Source organism: Bradyrhizobium pachyrhizi (assembly GCF_001189245.1).
Lineage (GTDB): Bacteria > Pseudomonadota > Alphaproteobacteria > Rhizobiales > Xanthobacteraceae > Bradyrhizobium > Bradyrhizobium pachyrhizi.
In genome coordinates this window covers 287,967-302,411 of sequence record NZ_LFIQ01000117.1, presented here as the reverse complement: position 1 = coordinate 302,411, position 14,445 = coordinate 287,967, and the positions used below count along the sequence as shown (strand labels likewise).

The following is a 14,445-nucleotide window of genomic DNA, read 5'->3' as shown; positions in this document are numbered from 1 at the left end:
CCTTCCACGGCTACCTGACCTCGGCCGCGCAGGCGCAGCTGGTCTGCGATGCGGCCAAGGAGCTGTTGGTCGACCAACTCAAGTTCAAGTCGGTCGCGATCATGAGCGAGGACGCGGCCTGGACCAAGCCGCTCGACGTCGGCTACGAGGCCTGCCTGCCGAAAGCGGGCCTGAAGGTGGTCGAGCACATTCGCTTCTCGCCCGACACCACCGACTTCACGCCGATCTTCAACAAGATGGAAGCCGCCAAGCCCGACGTGATCGTCACCGGCATCTCCCATGTCGGCGTGCAGCCGACCGTGCAGTGGAAGAACCAGCAGGTGCCAATCCCGATGTTCGGCATCAGCGCGCAGGCGCTGAGCCCGACCTTCTGGGGCGACACCAATGGCGCCGCCGAGGGCGTGCCTTCGCTCGCGGTGGCAACGCCCGATGTTGCGGTCACGCCGAAGACCAAGCCGTTTGCGGCGGCGTTCAAGGCCAAGTTCGGCACGCCGCCGGCCTATACCGGCTACACCGCCTATGACGAGGTCTACATCATCGCCGAGGCAATCCAGCGCGCCGGCTCGACCGATCCGGACAAGATGGTGACCGAGCTCGAGAAGACCGACTTCGAGGGCACGATCGGCAAGATCCAGTTCTACGGCAAGAACGACGAGTTCACCCACGGCATCAAGTCCGGTCCGGGCGCGGTGACCGGCCTCGTGTTCCAGTGGCAGGGCGGCAAGCAGATCACGGTCTGGCCGAAGGCGATCGCCGAAGGCCAGATGAAGTTTCCGAACTTCGTGAAGCTGTCGCAGTAGCAGACGTACTCGCCGTCATTGCGAGCCACCCGGTAGGCGCGAAGCGCCGCCGGATGACAGGCTCCGCGAAGCAATCCATCATACCACTCGGGATGGATGGATTGCTTCGTCGCTTCAGCGCAAAATTGCTTTGCAATTTTGTCGCGAGCTCCTCGCAATGACGGCGTGGCTTCTCTTATGACTTCGTCGGCGGCGCCGTCTGGATCGTCGGCGCGGCCGCCGCGAGCAGCGCGGCGCGGTCGCCGTTGCGTGGCGGATAGATGCGCTGCCGGTTGATGGTCTGCTTGGTGAGCTTGGCGGCGGCGCCTGTGGTGTGCACCTCGCGATCCCAGCCGGTGGTGTAGAGCGCGCCCCAGGCGCCGAGATCGAGCACCGTCACATACCAGTCGATATTGAGCTGCAGCAGCTTTTCGCCGAACAGGTCCGCGACCACATTGTGGCCGGCGAAGCGGCCCATCGGCCGCGCGAACTGGCACGACATCACGGTCGGGTGCTCGCCGTCGATCAGGCAGGCGGCGACGTCGCCGGCGGCGAAGACGTCCGCAAGGCCTTCGACGTGCATGGTGTGGTCGACTTTGATCCGGCCGAGCGCGTCGCGCCTCGCCGGCAGCGAGGCGGCGAGGGGGCTGGCGCGCATGCCGGCGCACCAGACCACGGTTTTGGTCGGAATGATCTCGCCGCTATCGAGCGTGATGCTGTCGGCGCCGACGGCACGGACCCGGACATTCAGCCGCATCTCGACGCCGAGCGTGGCCAGCGCCTCGTTGATGACCGGGCGGCCATGCGCGCCGAAGGTCGCGCCGACCACGGGATTGGGATCGATCAGGATGACCCGATGATCGCCGGTGATGCCGGCGTGCGCCAGCTTGGCCGGCATCTCGGCCGCGACCTCGATCCCGGTGAACCCTGCACCGATGACCGCGACGCTCGCGCGCGCCTCTGACGGCGGTTGTTTGCCGAGCGCCGCCAGATGCGCGTCGAGCCGCATCGCTGCTTCATACGTGTCGACATCGAAGCCGTGGGCGGCAAGGCCCGAGATGGCGGGGCGGACCAACTCGCTGCCGGTGGTCAGCACCAGCCGGTCGTAGCTCAGAACCTCCGCGCCCGCGCCGGTCTTGATCGTGACCGCGCGCGTCGCCGGATCGATCGCCGCGATTTCGGCCACCCTATGCCTGACGTCGACCGGATCGAGCAGGTCCTTGAGCGGCAGCGCGACATCGCCGAGATCGACCTCGTAGTTGCGCACCCGGATGTTGTGATAGGCGTTGCGATCGACGACCAGGATTTCGGTGTCCACTGCCCGCGCACCGATTTCGTCGCGCTTGCGGGCTGCGCCGAGCGCGGCCCATAGCCCGGCAAAGCCGGCCCCCAGCACCAGGATGCGCGCCATCTCTCCCTCCGAAGTTGCACCGGAGGGAGCTTGCCTGCGCTGGCGCGGTCAAATCAAGTGGCAGAGCGGGCGTGTGAGGTGCCGTCACGTCCCCGGCCGCGACACCTCGGTCTCCTTGCTTGTGATAAATTCCAGCAGCACCGGCACGCCTTCCTTGGTCTTCTGGATGCCGCGCTTGATCGCCGGGATGATGTCCTCGGGCTTGGTTACCCGTTCGCCGTAGCCGCCGAAGGCCCTGGCCATCGCGGCGTAATCGCCGGAGATGTCGGTCGAGCGGTATTTCTCGGTCGAGATCGGCATCACCTTCAGTTCGATCGCCATCGAGAAATTGTTGAGCAGGATCGACATGATCGGAATCCGCTCGCGCACCGCGGTCTCGAAGTCCATCCCCGTAAAGCCGATCGCGGCGTCGCCCCAGACATTGATGCAGAGCTTGTCCGGCTTGGCGAGCTTGGCGCCCATCGCAAGGCCGAGGCCGTAGCCGAGCTGCGTGGTCTTGCCCCAGCCGATATAGGACAGCGGCTCGACCGACTTCCAGAACGGCGAGAGCTGGTCGCGCGGGCTGCCGGCATCGTGCGTGATGATGGTGTTGTGGATGTCGACGGTGTGTTGCAGGTCCCACAGGACGCGGTAGGGATTGAGCGGCGCGTCGTTGTGGGTGAGCTTCGGCATCCACTTGGCGAGCCACTCCTTGTGGGAAGCGGCGATCTCCTCGGCGACCGCGCCTGCGTTGCGGTCCGACGTCACGGTCTTGCCGATCTCCTCCAGCAGTGCGTCGAGCACCAGGCCGGCGTCGCCGACCAGGCCGATCTTGGCCTCGATATCCTTGTTGATGTGGTTCGGATCGAGCGTCGAATGGATGATGGTCTTGCCCTTCGGCATCGCGATGCCGAACGACGTCTCGGTGAAGGAGCAGCCGATGCCGAAGATCACGTCGGCTTCGGAAAGAAATTTCGGCACCGCGCGCGGCACGGCGAGGCCGCCGGAGCCGAGCGAGAGCGGATGCGTCTCGGGGAAGGACGACTTGCCGCCAAGGCTGGTGGTGACCGGGATCGCGAGCCGTTCGGCGAGGCGCTTCAGCTGCGGCCAGGCCTTTGCATAGTGCACGCCCTGGCCGGCATAGATCACCGGACGCTTGGCGCCAACGAGCAGGGCGGCCGCTTCCTTCACATGGACGGGGTCGGCGCCGGTGCGGGTGCGCAGCACCGGCGTGTAGTTCAAGGGCTCCGGCACCTCCTCGTTCCACATGTCGGCGGGGATTTCGACGATGACCGGCCCGCCGCGGCCGTTCTTCAATTTTGTAAACGCCCGCCGAAAGATGTTGCAGACCTCGGCTGCGATGTTGATCGGCTCCGACGATTTTGAAAACGCCTTCATCGCCTGGCTGGAATTGAAGTTCGGGTCGATATTCGCCAGCCGCCGGGCATAGCCCATCGGCAGCACAAGGACGGGTACGGATTCGCCATAGCACTGCGCGACGCCGCCCATCGCGTTCTCGGCGCCCGGGCCATGCTGCATGCAGAAGGCGCCGATCTTCTCGCCCGAGGTGACGCGTGAAATCGCGTCCGCCATGTGCACGCCGATGCGCTCCTGGCGCACCATCACCGGGCGGATGTCGGCATTGGCGGCGTATTCGATCAGGTGGTTGACCGGGTAGCCCGTGAGGATCTCGATGCCCTCACGCTTCATGATTTCCGCGATCGCGGTGCCGAGCTTCATGACGGTCACTCCCTTTGCATGCGGCCGGTTCGTTCCGGCCTCGTTGTCGCCTGTCCGATAAAGGAACAGGATTCCGCGGCACCGGTAAAGCGTGGCCGAGGCCGGATCAGGTAGTTCTGATATGCGTTTACGACTGAAGCTATTTCCGGTCAGACAGGATCAGAACGGAGCTCTAGATACTTGTTTTGACGGGTTTTCCTTGCGCGAGCCGGTGTCCACTTCGCTGGAAAGCGCTCCGGCCGCGGCCCGGTGTCTCGCCCGACGGCACCCTGATGCAGGTAGAACTAGCAGGGAAATTCCCTGCAACCTTTAAGCGATCGTTCATCCTTTCCCTCAATGGGCCGTCAACCAATGCGGCCTAGTTTGGCAGGCATATTACTACGGCGCGGGAGAAAAAGCCGCGAGCGTCGGACAGGAGCTTTTCATGCGCGCGTTGATGGCAAGGTTTCTGCGTGATGAGGTCGGGGCGACGGCCATTGAATACGCCATCATCGCCGGTGGCATCAGCATCGTGATCGTCGCCGGCGTCAGGGGCATCGGCACCAGTGTAAGCGGTCAATTCAATGCCGTCAGTTCGGCATTCAAGTAAGCGCTGCCGGCAGTTCGGCATTTTCCGGATTCAGTCGTCCCCATTCAACGCGCGCAGCATCGCGATGCGCGCGAACATCAACCAGCCGGCACCTTGTTCCGCCGCATTGATCAGATGCTCGACCGCGATCTGCCAGCGCGTTTCCTGCTGAGCGTCTTCCGATAGCTTCATGATGTAGTCGGCCGCGTGCTGCAGCGTCACCAGTGTGCCGCCGCGATGCAGAGCGATCGGTTCATCAAACGGCGTCGACCAGGGCATCTCGACCGGGACATCTCAGGCGCTGTGGACCGGGCTCATCTTGCGGTCGTGCGCTAGCCTGCCTTCTTCCGTGCCGCGGTGCCCTGGGCGCGTGTTGTCTTCTCGGCCTTCTTCGGCTCGGGCTTGGCGGCCTCCTTGGGCTCGCGCTTGCCGCTGCCCGAGATCGGCAGCAGCATTTCGCGCTGGCCCTCGATGCGCTTCTTCGGCTTCTTGCCCTTCGCGGCCTTTGCCTCGGCCTTGGCGGGCGCGGCCTGCTTCTCGTTGGCGAGGCTCTTCTTCAGCGCGTCCATCAGGTTGATGACGTTGCCGCTGGTCTTCGCCGCGGGCTTGGCGACCTTGATGCCGTTGCGCTTCTGGTTGATCAGGTCGATCAGCGCCTGCTCGTAGCGGTCCTCGAACTCCTCCGGATCGAAGTCGGCGGACTTCTGCTCGACGATGTGCTTGGCGAGATCGAGCATGTCCTTGGTGATCTTCACATCCTGGATGTCGTCGAAATACTCCTTCTCGCTGCGCACCTCATACGGGTAGCGCAACAGCGTGCCCATCAGCCCGTTGTCGAGCGGCTCGAGCGCGATGATGTGCTCGCGATTGGTCAGCACCACGCGGCCGATCGCGACCTTGTTCAGGCTGCGGATGGTCTCACGGATCACCGCAAAAGCGTCGTGGCCGACCTTGCCGTCGGGAACGAGATAGTAGGGGCGGATCAGATAGCGGCTGTCGATCTCGCTGCGCGGCACGAATTCGTCGATCTCGATGGTGCGGGTCGAATCCAGCGCGATGTCGTCGAGCTCTTCCTTGGTGACCTCGATATAGGTGTCGGTGTCGACCCTGTAGCCCTTCATGATGTCTTCGCCGGAGACTTCCTCGCCGGTCTCGGCGTCGACCTTGGCGTATTTGATCCGGTGGCCGGTCTTGCGGTTGATCTGGTTGAAGGAGACCTTTTCGGTATCCGATGTCGCCGGGTACAGGGCAACCGGGCAAGTCACGAGCGAAAGGCGCAAAAAGCCCTTCCAATTGGCGCGAGGGGCCATGGGGGAAACTCCAGGGAAACTCCGATTACGCAACCGACGGACCGGTCAAGGATAACACCGGGAACCCCAGTTTGAAACAACACGGCCCGGTGAATCTCGCAACGGCGTTAACCGTGTCCTCGCGCTGCGCCCGTTTGACGCGGCGGGCGAGACTGCCGTCGGCCCAGCCGTCAACGCGCTCGGAACATCGCTCCCGATCACGCGTTGGCTGTCGAAGGGGCGCGGCAAACGCCGGAATTACAGGCACTTAAGCAAAGAGGTTGCCATGGCAACGGAACGACACGGCCAAATCGTCGAAACCCCGACCGAGGCGCGCCAGGCCGAGCCTGGACCTTCGGTTCTCGCGCTGCTCACGGCCTCGACAGGACTGGCCGTCCTGATCCTCGGCATTGTCTGGTTCGCCTTTTTCCGCGTGTGAGGCGATTATCATTGGTTGGTCGCGTGCGAGGACTTGATTGTTAAACTGAGAGGCGAGGCGAAGCGGGCAGATTGCTCCCGGGAAGAATCCGTTCGGTCGATCGCGCCGGCATACGGGCCACATCGCATGGTCAAGCTGCACGACCGTCTTGATCGACGTACGTGACGTCGATCGGACCAGGACACGACATGGAAATTCCGACGCGCGGGCCGCCGCGATCGCCAACGTCGAATTCCTGACCGTGTCGAACGGAATTTCCACTGCGCGATGGCGTGCGGCTTGGCGGCGATTTGCAGCGATGATCTGTGATGCGCAAGGCGAATGGCTGTGGCAACGCGTCACGAGATCATCGAAATTGACTGCTAGCTGATTTGAATCAGATACGTCTTGAGCCTGAGATGTTCTATTCGCAAGAAGAAAAAAACTCATTGCTGGCGCGCCTCAAGGAGAAAAGCGTTTCAGGTGCCTTCGTCGGACTGACGGTGCTGGCTATGGCGGGGTGGATTTATCTTCTCAGCTCGATGTTCCTGAAATTCATGCTCTGGTGGTTCTCCTGAGACGTTCTCTCGCGAGAACAATTATTGTCGACGCCTGATTATTGTTGCGTCGTTCGATTGCACAAAAATTCCAGCGGCTGAACAATCTTTCGGCGCGTCCAATCATGATGTCGTCACAACTTCGAATGTTAATAACATCGGGGCGAACGTGGACGGTTGTGATGATTTCTCCTGCTCTCATTCTCGCGGCGGTGTTCGTCGCAGGCTTCTTCTCCGGTTTCGCTTCGCGCTCGTGGAGGTCGCACAAGCGCCGCGCGCAATATCGGATCTATGCACCGTATGTGGCGCCATCAGCCGCGAAATCGTCGAGGCGGGAACCGGTCAGCGCGTTCGGCCACATGCGTCGCGCGTTCTAGCGGAGTAGTTCGATCGAGGTAGCGCGACGGTGTGCGGCGAGTTGGGGTTGGCTGGCAACATGCAATCGGTCATCATATCTGTGTCCGTTGCGGCAGGCGGGTTGGTTGCGTGCCAGCGTGCGCCTGATCTCGTCGCCGGCCCCGCGGATCGCAAGGGAACTTTCACGTCATGAGTGATCTCAGGGGGCATTCGCCAAGGCGGTATGTCGTCGATGTCAGTGGCCGGCGCGTGCTGGTCGGGCTGACGCTTGAGGAGACGTCGGAGTTCGAGGACCTGGACTCCTCGCTGCCGGTATTGGCGGACGGGGACGGTAGGGGAACGGGCTTGGTGCCGTCAGCCGGTGAGGGACGGTGGCTCGAACTCTATGACAAGCACGACAAGGCCTGGATCAAGTGGAAAGCCGACCTGAGGGCCGGGCACGAGGGCAATTCACCCTTTTTTAACTAAGACCGGGCGATTTTCGACCTGAGCTGCCTGAATGGGCCCGAACCGGATACTGACAGATGTTTCAGCTGTTTTTGCGGTCTCGCGCGCATGACCTGATCAAATCGCGGCGCGGCGAGGAAGGTTTCAAGGCACGCTCGGCCGAGCGCGATGCCGAGACCGATCGCGCCCGGATCGGATCGATCATGGCCGCGATCGAGGCCGCGTTGCGGGCGGCCGAAAGCGAGCAATCCGGTCTTGGCCGCCGTGTCGATGATGTTCTGGCCCGCGCCGCGGTGACCCTCGGCAACGGCACCGACGAATATCTGGAACGCGAGGCGCTTGACAACTATCATCAGGACCTGTTTGACGCCGAGATCTCCAACGGCCAGCGCCGGCTGAAGGAATTGGCGACCGAGATCGCGCACTTCAAGTTCATGAAGGCCGCCGTCCTGAGCCGCTTTCCGGACTACAAGCCTCCGGCCGCCAGCAACTGACGCCTAGCGGCGCGCAGAGCGAAGGCAGCCGCGGCTGCCCCGTGTAACGGCGTATTCGAATGGTCCGGCGCAAGGCGAAAGGCACAGGCAAGACGTGGTGATCGCAGGCAATCTACTGGTCACGGGCTGCGCCGGCTTCATCGGCTTCCATCTGGTGGAGCATCTGCTGCGGGCAGGGCAGCCGGTCATCGGCATCGACAATCTGAACGACTATTACGACCCGGCGCTCAAGCGCGCGCGCCTCGATCTGCTCAAGCAGCACCGTGGCTTCACCTTCGTGGAGCTCGACCTCGCCGACCGAGCCGGCATGAAGGCGCTGTTCGAGCGTTATCGCTTCGAGATCGTGGTACATCTCGCCGCGCAGGCCGGCGTGCGTTATTCCCTGCAGAACCCGCACGCCTATGCGGATTCCAATCTGGAGGGCTTCCTCAACGTCCTCGAGGGCTGCCGGCACACCGCGTGCAAGCACCTGTTGTTTGCGTCCTCATCGTCGGTCTATGGCGCCAACACCAAGCTGCCGTTTTCGGTCCACGACAATGTCGACCATCCCGTCAGCCTGTACGCCGCGACCAAGAAGGCCAACGAGCTGATCGCCCATTCCTATAGCCATCTCTATCGCGTACCGGCGACCGGGCTGCGGTTTTTCACCGTGTATGGGACGTGGTATCGGCCGGACATGGCGCTCTATGCGTTCGCCGACGCGATCACCACGGGCAAGCCGATCCAGCTGTTCAACAACGGCAACATGCGGCGCGACTTCACCTATGTCGACGACGTGGTCGAGGCGATGGTGCGGTTGATCGGCCGCGCGCCGGAGAGCGATGTCAACTGGTCGGGAGCGCATCCCGATCCGGGTTCGAGCCGGGCGCCGTGGCGGGTCTACAATATCGGCAACAGCAGGCCGGAAGAACTGATGCATGTGGTGGCGCTGCTCGAGCAGGGCTTGGGGCGGCAGGCCGAAAAGCAGTTGCTGCCGATGCAACCGGGAGATGTACTGGAGACGTCGGCCGACGTCTCCGACCTGGAGCGTGAAATCGGCTTCCGCCCGCAGACGCGGATCGAGGATGGCATTGCCAGGTTTGTCGCCTGGTATCGGGCCTATCACGACGTCGATCGGAACTAAGCGCCGCGAGAATCGTCGTCGCGTTCCAGCTCGCGGTCAGAGCTGATCTTCGCGCAAACGCGATCGGCGTTTGTCGCGACGGAAAACCGCTTCGCACTTTTCCGGATCATGCTTTAGTGCGCTCCTTGCGAATCCGGGCTCGAGAAAAAAACTGATTCAGTTTGGAACGGAGTGTGGCAATGCGAGTTATCTCGGGTTTTGCGATCGCCTTAGCCGTGATCATGATCTCCAGCGCAATGGCTCCGGCGCATGCGATCGACGTGCAGGTGGCGCGCGCCTGCGATGCCTTGGTGGCGAAGGCATTTCCGCCGCTACAGCCCGGCAATCCCGCTTCCGGGAGCGCGCGGGGCGGTGCCAAAGCCCAGCGGGACTATTTCAACAAGTGCGTCGCCAATGGTGGCAGGATGGACGACGATACGCCTCCTAAATCGAAATAGCGCGCGATCGCGACGCGTGGCGAATTAGCAATGCTTATGGCGAATCTTCGCTGTCGCTGCTGTTCGTGGGGACTGTGCAAGCGCGTGCGAATGCAGCGACAAGCGCGCGAAAGGCGTTCGCTCCCTCTGTCCAAGCCGGACGCTTCGGTCCCGCTCATTTTAATTAGAATAGCGTTAGCGCGGCTGGGTCCGGCGGAGGCGAAATCGCGCTTGATCCGATGTCCAGCGTTGAATTCATTTCGCTGGATTGCTCGAGCGCTTCAGGACCCGTCAGTCGCTTCAATATTCGCAACCGGTCGAAACACTCTGCGATCCTTGATGGACGTAGCAGCAGCAGATTTTGCGTCTACGGAGCAGCTTTGGTGGAATATCTTGTGTGCACCTGAGCGCGTCCCTTGAAGCGCGATCGCTGTAACACGGCGACATTGTGATAGCCGGACAATGCGCGTTCGGTTGCACGACACGGCAGCCATCAACGATCACCAAGCAATATCATGCGCTTGGTAGAGCTTCTGACCCACATCGAGCCGCGTTGTCCAGCCGCGCGCCTTATCGCTGCCGCTGCCAACTCATCCGTACGACACATCAAAGGCCGCCGATCGAGCGCTTCGCGATCAGGTTGTGGAACCTGATTGAGAAAATTTAACTCGGAGCCATGTTGGTCGCAAACCTGCCCCATTAACCGCCTTCCATGTGCGCGGAATAACCCTGTCATCGAAACTTCAATCACATCGCTCATACCCTTAACCGCAGAGCGAGGGCGCGCCATGAAGCAGCACAAAGTTCAACATTTGCATCAGCCGATCGAAGAGGCGTTGCTCGCGACCAATCAATCGCTGCGCAACGAAGTCGTTGCGCTGATGCTTGATATCGCTGAGTTACGTGAAATCCAGGAACGCCCGGGCTCGTCGCGTTCGTTCGGCATGTCTCGTGAGCAGAATACCCCGCGCGTCGCGCTGCGCCGGGTTCACAGCTGAAGTCCGTCAGCCTCTTTCTCATCGGCAGAATATGCGGCCACATCCTCGCCAAGCCGGCGAGCATGCCGGCGCGTCTGCAGTTGCGGACATTTCAATTTTAAATTGAATGATGCGCTGGCCCAATGCTCGTTTAGGCGAGCTGGCGGACGTTGCTGCGGACGGTCGTGAGGGCGGGGGCGGTCAGTGCTCCAGCGGCACGGACTTGCGTGCCCCGACATCGGACAGACGCTCGCGCAGGATCCAATTCTGCAAGACCAGTTCGACCGCGGTATGCCGGAGCTCGCAATTCTCTGCGACGAGGCGTTCCAGGATGTCGGCCGCCTCGCTTGACGCGGGTTGGTTCCCCTCGAAGACCTTGAGACGCGCCATGGTGTCGATCCTCGCAAAAAAGTTGATCAGAGACTGGCTCCGACAAGCGTCAGCACAGAATGGTTCGCGGATTATCGGGCGGACGTGGTTCCGCCTGATGGCCTCGGGTGGGAAAGCGCTTAATTGATAATTCGTGGATCGAGATATGAGCGTTAGGTCTCGTTAAAATAATCCTCAAATATGTTGAAACCCTCATGACGCCTAACGTCCTAGTAACTACTGCTGGGCGTGTACGCCCGCAAGCGGCCGGACGTGAAAGTCGCGGGATTAATTTGTTAGAAATTTGTGAAAGTTGCGCTTGACCGATGGGGCGATTATCGCGGCGAGGCATGGCGCACTCACAATCTGTCGAGAGACCGATTGAATATTCTCATTTGATTCCCGTTTGAGAATGCAAACAGTGCGCCAGTTATCCCGATCAAACTCTCATACACAGAAAGTCGTATAACTTTTTTTATCGGGCCCTTTCAGCGGAGGAATATTCCCCGTATATTCCAGTCAATACCTTGCAGCTTCGGCGTTTCTTCGCACTATGTGTTGCTGCCGACCGGCAAGTTCGAGGCTCCCGAAAGGCCCCCGGGAAACCCTCAATTTGAATTTCCTGTTGCATTTACATAGCTTATAGGCCATGCGATGATTGCTAATCTAGGGGGCAATGAGATGACCAATGAGGCGTCATTCTACTGAGGAGATCAGTTCCAAGGTCAAACAGGCCGAGGAGCTCATGGCGCGGGGGCAGTCCCAGGCTCAAGCGTGCAAGGTGCTGGGCGTTAGCGTGATGACATTTCATCGCTGGCGCAAGCAGGAGGCCGCACGTGGCCATCAGGCGAATGGTACTGTTACCGAATTCGCCGCTCGCACCGATGATCGAGATGGGATCCCCCCTGTCCATAACCGTATTGATGAATTACGGCTGGAAAATGAACGGCTGCGCCGGATCGTGACCGACTTGCTGCTCGAGAAAATGAAGATCGAGGAAAAGCTTGCGCTCAGGTCCGGCGGCGGGAGCGGCTTGCCCCGCCGTGGTGAAGCCCAAAGCTGACGTAAGCTATCCGTTAGTGGATGCGTGAAGGCCTGGGAGCCAGCAGCAGCTGGTCGCTCAGGTGTGCCTTCTCCGACCTTGCGCGCAGCTCTTCGAAGATCGGACGCAGTCTGGCCTGTGCAAGGTCCAGACCCCTGACGATGTCCTCATTCGGCATGTCGGCCGGGAAGCGGGCCGCGCGCAGCTTTGTCTCGATCGCCTTGACCAGCACCTCGACGTCGTCGCGGTGCTGGCCCGCGACGAGCTCGGCGCCCATCAGGCGGATGAGATGGAGGAGGGCCACCAGCGCGGCCTCGGTTTCGCCAGCCGATGAACTCATGCGCGCTCTCTATCCGATATTAGCAGCAGGTCTTGCGAGCTCACGACCTGCCTGATAATACACATATGAATTGTTAACACGAATGTTAATTCCCGATGACCGACCTTTCGGACGCTCGATTGGCGAAGGTACCGGTTAACTTCGGCGCCTTCTCGTTCGCTTTCGCCTCCCTCGAGGCGTTTGCCGTCGCGTTCGAGATGATAATCGTCGTGCTGTCCAGCATCGTTGGCGGCGCGGCCTATCACCTCTTTTACTACCACACGGTTTATAGCAACAGCTTCGAGGGTTTTCTAGGGATCGGGGTCCTCGCCGCCATCCTTCACATGTTCGTGGCGAAGTCGCAGGGCCTCTACAATGCGCAGGTGCTGGCCGGTCTCGACCGGCGCTGGAGCAGCCTGCTCGGCGGATGGCTGCTGGTCGTTCTGCTGATGACCCTGATCATCTTCCTCTTGAAGGTGGGTTCCGGCGTTTCGCGCGGATCGGTGCTGTCATTTGGCCTGATCGGCGGCCTCGGGCTGGTCGGCGGACGGATGCTGCTGCAGGCGCCGCTGCAACGCGCGATCGACCGCGGCATGCTGGCCACGCGGCGCGCGGTCGTGGTCGGGATGGCGGACGAATTGTCCCGGGTGCGGCAAGCGAGCCTGCTGCGCGATTTCGGCCTCAGCGAGGTGCGACGGGTTCAGCTCCCCGGACCGTCCGACGACGCCGACGACCGGGCCGCCGTCGCGTCAGCCATTCGTGCAGCCCGCGAGTGCGGCGCCGACGAGATCGTCCTGGCCATGCCCTGGCAGCAGGAGCCGCGCATCCAGTTCGTGTGCGATCAGCTGCGGGCATCGCCGCTGCCGGTGCGGCTGCTGCCGGACCGGACCGCGGAGCGGTTCCTGGCGCTGCGGATGGTGGCGACCGGCCCGATCCCGACACTGGAAATGCAGCGCGCGCCGCTTACTCCGCTCGAGCGCGCCGGCAAGCGGCTGTTCGACATCGTGGCGTCCAGCGGCCTCCTGGTGCTGTTCGCACCGCTGCTGATCGGAACGGCGATTGCGATCAAGCTCGACTCCAGGGGGCCGATCCTGTTCCGGCAGCGCCGCAACGGCTTCGACGGCAAGCAATTCACCATCCTCAAATTCCGCTCGATGCACGTGCTCGAGGATGGCGATGTCATCACGCAGGCCCGCCCGAACGATCCGCGGCTGACCGGGATCGGCGCGACGCTGCGTCGCCGCAGCATCGACGAGCTGCCGCAGCTGGTGAACGTATTGCGCGGCGACATGTCGCTGGTCGGGCCGCGGCCGCATGCGCTGGCGCATGACGACAAATATTCGAAGCTGATCGCGAGCTATGCGGAGCGCCAGCACGTCAAGCCCGGCATCACCGGTCTCGCGCAGGTGCAGGGGCTGCGCGGCGCGACCCCGGCGATCGAGGACATGCAGCTGCGCGTGGCGCACGACCTCATCTACATCAAGAGCTGGAGCTTCGTGCTCGACCTGCGCATCCTGCTGCGAACGGTCGGCGCGGTGTTGCGTCACAAGGGTATCTGACGCCAGGCGCGCCTTACTCCGGAATGCTCTGGTTGGCGTCCTTGAATTCCGCCTCGATGATGCGCCGGTTGGCGTCGCCGGCCACGCGATAGGCCTGCCCGATCGCGCCCTTCAGCTCCGGCGCGCGGGTGAGGATCAGGCGGATCTGCCGCTGCAGCAGGTCGACCAATTCGACATCGCGCGTGGTGTCGACCTGAGCTAAAAGGATCAGGCGCGGCGCGATCAGGTCGCTGCGGTTGAAGCCGGTATAGTAGGACATCTTGAGCGCCTTCGACGCGGTCGGGTTCAGCCAGTCGAACCGTCCGGTTGCCGAGGCGAGGCCGAACCAGGCGCCGGCGTCCATCGGCGACAGGCGAAGCGCGCGCGTGAACGCGGCTTCGGCCGCCTCCGGTGACGTCTGCAATTGGCTCCAGCCGTCGCGCAGCCACAGCTCGCCTCGGACCATGCCGACCTCTGCGGCGATCGCCGGTCTGCCGCGCAATGCATCGGCGGCGAGCCACCAGGCCGACAAGGCCAGCGTCGCCGCGCCGATCGCAGCGGCCGCTGGCACGAAGGCCGGCGAGAGGCGCCTCGCATTCCGGCCGATTGCACCAGTCATCGT

General features: G+C 62.3%; 18 protein-coding genes. 11 read left to right on the top strand and 7 right to left on the bottom strand.

What is annotated here, in order from left to right; translation table 11 throughout:
- The coding region (locus AKL29_RS45940; protein ID WP_244482556.1) for an ABC transporter substrate-binding protein at nt 1-800 on the top strand (800 nt) is incomplete at its 5' end.
- Nucleotides 801-975: 175 nt separating this feature from the next.
- Here AKL29_RS45940 and AKL29_RS33215 read toward each other — a convergent pair.
- Nucleotides 976-2,190: an NAD(P)/FAD-dependent oxidoreductase gene (locus AKL29_RS33215; RefSeq protein WP_050387083.1), complete on the bottom strand. Its 1,215-nt coding sequence runs from the start codon at nt 2,188-2,190 to the stop codon at nt 976-978.
- Nucleotides 2,191-2,274: 84 nt separating this feature from the next.
- Entirely contained in the window at nt 2,275-3,909 is a 1,635-nt protein-coding gene (locus tag AKL29_RS33210) for a thiamine pyrophosphate-requiring protein (protein ID WP_050387082.1), read from the bottom strand.
- Nucleotides 3,910-4,333: 424 nt separating this feature from the next.
- Here AKL29_RS33210 and AKL29_RS33205 point away from each other — a divergent pair, with 424 nt between their 5' ends.
- Complete coding sequence (locus AKL29_RS33205; RefSeq protein WP_016841801.1) at nt 4,334-4,498, top strand: Flp family type IVb pilin; 165 nt, start codon at nt 4,334-4,336, stop codon at nt 4,496-4,498.
- A 30-nt stretch (nt 4,499-4,528) separates the two neighbouring features.
- On the opposite strand, the gene AKL29_RS33200 is transcribed toward AKL29_RS33205, so the two are convergent.
- Together AKL29_RS33200 and ku are read right to left on the bottom strand one after the other, a co-directional pair.
- Nucleotides 4,529-4,756 (bottom strand): hypothetical protein, encoded by a 228-nt coding sequence (locus AKL29_RS33200; protein ID WP_050387081.1) that lies wholly within the window; start codon nt 4,754-4,756, stop codon nt 4,529-4,531.
- Between the two features lie 53 nt (nt 4,757-4,809).
- Nucleotides 4,810-5,787, bottom strand: a complete 978-nt coding sequence (ku, locus tag AKL29_RS33195; protein WP_050387080.1) for a non-homologous end joining protein Ku — start codon at nt 5,785-5,787, stop codon at nt 4,810-4,812.
- Nucleotides 5,788-6,052: 265 nt separating this feature from the next.
- On the opposite strand from ku, the gene AKL29_RS43515 reads away from it, so the two are divergent.
- The 7 genes from AKL29_RS43515 to AKL29_RS33160 all read left to right on the top strand — a co-directional run bounded on the left by AKL29_RS43515 (nt 6,053) and on the right by AKL29_RS33160 (nt 10,576).
- The gene (locus tag AKL29_RS43515; RefSeq protein WP_016841798.1) at nt 6,053-6,205 is read left to right on the top strand and encodes a hypothetical protein; all 153 of its coding nucleotides are present in this window, start codon (nt 6,053-6,055) and stop codon (nt 6,203-6,205) included.
- A gap of 398 nt (nt 6,206-6,603) precedes the next feature.
- Entirely contained in the window at nt 6,604-6,762 is a 159-nt protein-coding gene (locus AKL29_RS43510; protein WP_167350445.1) for a hypothetical protein, read from the top strand.
- A gap of 525 nt (nt 6,763-7,287) precedes the next feature.
- A complete protein-coding gene (locus AKL29_RS33180; RefSeq protein ID WP_028331615.1) occupies nt 7,288-7,566 on the top strand; it encodes a hypothetical protein in 279 nt (92 codons plus the stop codon).
- A gap of 56 nt (nt 7,567-7,622) precedes the next feature.
- A complete protein-coding gene (locus tag AKL29_RS33175) occupies nt 7,623-8,039 on the top strand; it encodes a hypothetical protein (protein WP_050387078.1) in 417 nt (138 codons plus the stop codon).
- 94 nt (nt 8,040-8,133) lie between these two features.
- On the top strand, nt 8,134-9,162 hold the full coding sequence (locus tag AKL29_RS33170) for an NAD-dependent epimerase (RefSeq protein ID WP_410712161.1): 1,029 nt from the start codon (nt 8,134-8,136) through the stop codon (nt 9,160-9,162).
- Nucleotides 9,163-9,341: 179 nt separating this feature from the next.
- Nucleotides 9,342-9,599, top strand: a complete 258-nt coding sequence (locus AKL29_RS33165; RefSeq protein ID WP_244482555.1) for a hypothetical protein — start codon at nt 9,342-9,344, stop codon at nt 9,597-9,599.
- Nucleotides 9,600-10,366: 767 nt separating this feature from the next.
- Entirely contained in the window at nt 10,367-10,576 is a 210-nt protein-coding gene (locus tag AKL29_RS33160; RefSeq protein WP_016841790.1) for a hypothetical protein, read from the top strand.
- Nucleotides 10,577-10,756: 180 nt separating this feature from the next.
- Here AKL29_RS33160 and AKL29_RS33155 read toward each other — a convergent pair whose 3' ends face one another.
- Nucleotides 10,757-10,945, bottom strand: coding sequence for a hypothetical protein (locus AKL29_RS33155; protein ID WP_028331611.1), 189 nt, complete (start codon nt 10,943-10,945; stop codon nt 10,757-10,759).
- A 667-nt stretch (nt 10,946-11,612) separates the two neighbouring features.
- On the opposite strand from AKL29_RS33155, the gene AKL29_RS33150 reads away from it, so the two are divergent.
- On the top strand, nt 11,613-11,987 hold the full coding sequence (locus AKL29_RS33150) for a helix-turn-helix domain-containing protein (RefSeq protein WP_018270679.1): 375 nt from the start codon (nt 11,613-11,615) through the stop codon (nt 11,985-11,987).
- A gap of 13 nt (nt 11,988-12,000) precedes the next feature.
- On the opposite strand, the gene AKL29_RS33145 is transcribed toward AKL29_RS33150, so the two are convergent.
- Nucleotides 12,001-12,306 (bottom strand): hypothetical protein, encoded by a 306-nt coding sequence (locus tag AKL29_RS33145; protein WP_050387077.1) that lies wholly within the window; start codon nt 12,304-12,306, stop codon nt 12,001-12,003.
- 95 nt (nt 12,307-12,401) lie between these two features.
- Here AKL29_RS33145 and AKL29_RS33140 point away from each other — a divergent pair, with 95 nt between their 5' ends.
- Nucleotides 12,402-13,844, top strand: a complete 1,443-nt coding sequence (locus AKL29_RS33140) for an undecaprenyl-phosphate glucose phosphotransferase (protein ID WP_050387076.1) — start codon at nt 12,402-12,404, stop codon at nt 13,842-13,844.
- A 13-nt stretch (nt 13,845-13,857) separates the two neighbouring features.
- Here AKL29_RS33140 and AKL29_RS33135 read toward each other — a convergent pair whose 3' ends face one another.
- Nucleotides 13,858-14,442 (bottom strand): hypothetical protein, encoded by a 585-nt coding sequence (locus tag AKL29_RS33135; RefSeq protein ID WP_050387075.1) that lies wholly within the window; start codon nt 14,440-14,442, stop codon nt 13,858-13,860.
- Between the last annotated feature and the right edge of the window lie 3 nt (nt 14,443-14,445).